Genomic DNA, 1,369 nt, shown 5'->3' with positions numbered 1-1,369 from the left:
TTAGGGGATCTTGGGCAGCGAGTCGCAAGACAGGTTGGCGAACTCCTTAATGAAGAAATTAAGGTAGAGTGGTATGGCGATCCCGACCACCGAAGTTATCAAGTGGATTTTAGTAAAATCGAGCGCACCTTGGGATGGAAGGCAGCATGGAATGCAGAGCGGGGTGTGAAAGAGATTGTTGCCGCCCTTCAAGCAGGTACTTTGGATAAAACGCCCGAGACAATAACTTTAGACTGGTATAAGCAGCTTGTTTTTTGGGCGAATAAGCTTCGCGGAATGGAAATTTATGGCGGCCTATTGGAGCTAGCTGACTAATGAAAGGCATAGTATTAGCCGGTGGCTCGGGTACGCGTTTACACCCGATCACGCTAGGTGTATCAAAGCAGTTATTACCTATCTATGACAAGCCGATGATCTACTATCCATTGTCGGTATTGATGCTTGCCAAGATTCGCAAAATCTTAATCATCTCAACCTCCGAGGATCTTCCTCAGTACAAGCGGCTTTTAGGTGACGGATCGCAGTTTGGTATTCAGCTTGAATACGCCGTACAAGAAAAGCCGGAGGGTCTCGCGCAAGCCTTTATCATCGGTGAAAAGTTTATTGGTCAAGATTCAGTGTGTTTGGTTTTGGGTGATAATGTATTTTACGGCCCCAACTTCTCGCCGAAGCTTCTTGAAGCAAAACGCAAAGTCGAAGAAGAGCAAATAGCCACCGTGTTTGGTTATCAGGTAAAAGACCCTGAGCGCTTTGGAGTAGTAGAATTCGATCAAAACAAACAAGCTATATCTATTGAAGAAAAACCTGCCCAACCAAAGTCAAAACATGCCGTGACGGGATTGTATTTTTACGATAATCGTGTGGTCGACATCGCAAAAGCCGTACAACCTAGCTCGCGTGGTGAGCTGGAAATTACTTGCGTCAATAATGCCTATCTTGAGAAAAACAACCTGTTTGTAGAAACCTTAGGGCGTGGCTTTGCTTGGCTAGATACAGGCACGCATGAAAGCATGCTTGAGGCATCCCAGTTTGTAGAAACAGTCGAAAAACGCCAGGGTTTCAAGATTGCCTGTTTGGAGGAAATAGGCCTGCATAATGGATGGCTCTCTATCCAAGATCTTTTGGACAAAGTGAAGCAAATGGGGAAGGGGCAATACAGCGCTTATCTAAAGGAAATGGGAAAGGAGTTAGTTGAAGCTGAAGGGGCAGAACAACTGAAAAATTCGGAAGCAGTAAAAGATCAGGAAGTGTTAAAAGAGCTATGATTCCAGTTACGAAACCTTATTTACCAGATCGTGCAACAGTCGATGCCTATATCGACAGCATTTACGAGACCAATTGGCTTACTAATAACGGCCCTCTTGTTCAA

2 protein-coding genes are annotated in these 1,369 nt (G+C 44.9%); both read left to right on the top strand.

What is annotated here, in order from left to right; genetic code table 11:
- Nucleotides 1-315 (top strand): hypothetical protein (locus A3739_RS30375; protein WP_197472553.1); only part of this gene is annotated, 315 nt, incomplete at its 5' end.
- Complete coding sequence (rfbA, locus tag A3739_RS24750; RefSeq protein WP_082878256.1) at nucleotides 315-1,265, top strand: glucose-1-phosphate thymidylyltransferase RfbA; 951 nt, start codon at nucleotides 315-317, stop codon at nucleotides 1,263-1,265. The genes A3739_RS30375 and rfbA, both read left to right, overlap by 1 nt.
- Nucleotides 1,266-1,369: the final 104 nt, after the last annotated feature.

The sequence above is a fragment of the Oleiphilus sp. HI0067 genome (genome assembly GCF_001635735.1).
Note: the sequence above shows the minus strand (reverse complement) of the source record. Positions and strands in the feature narration are given on the sequence as shown.

Coding starts and splice junctions, on each gene's coding strand:
- rfbA (WP_082878256.1), top strand. CDS start 315: ATGAAAGGCATAGTATTAGCCGGTGGCTCGGGTACGCGTTTACACCCG.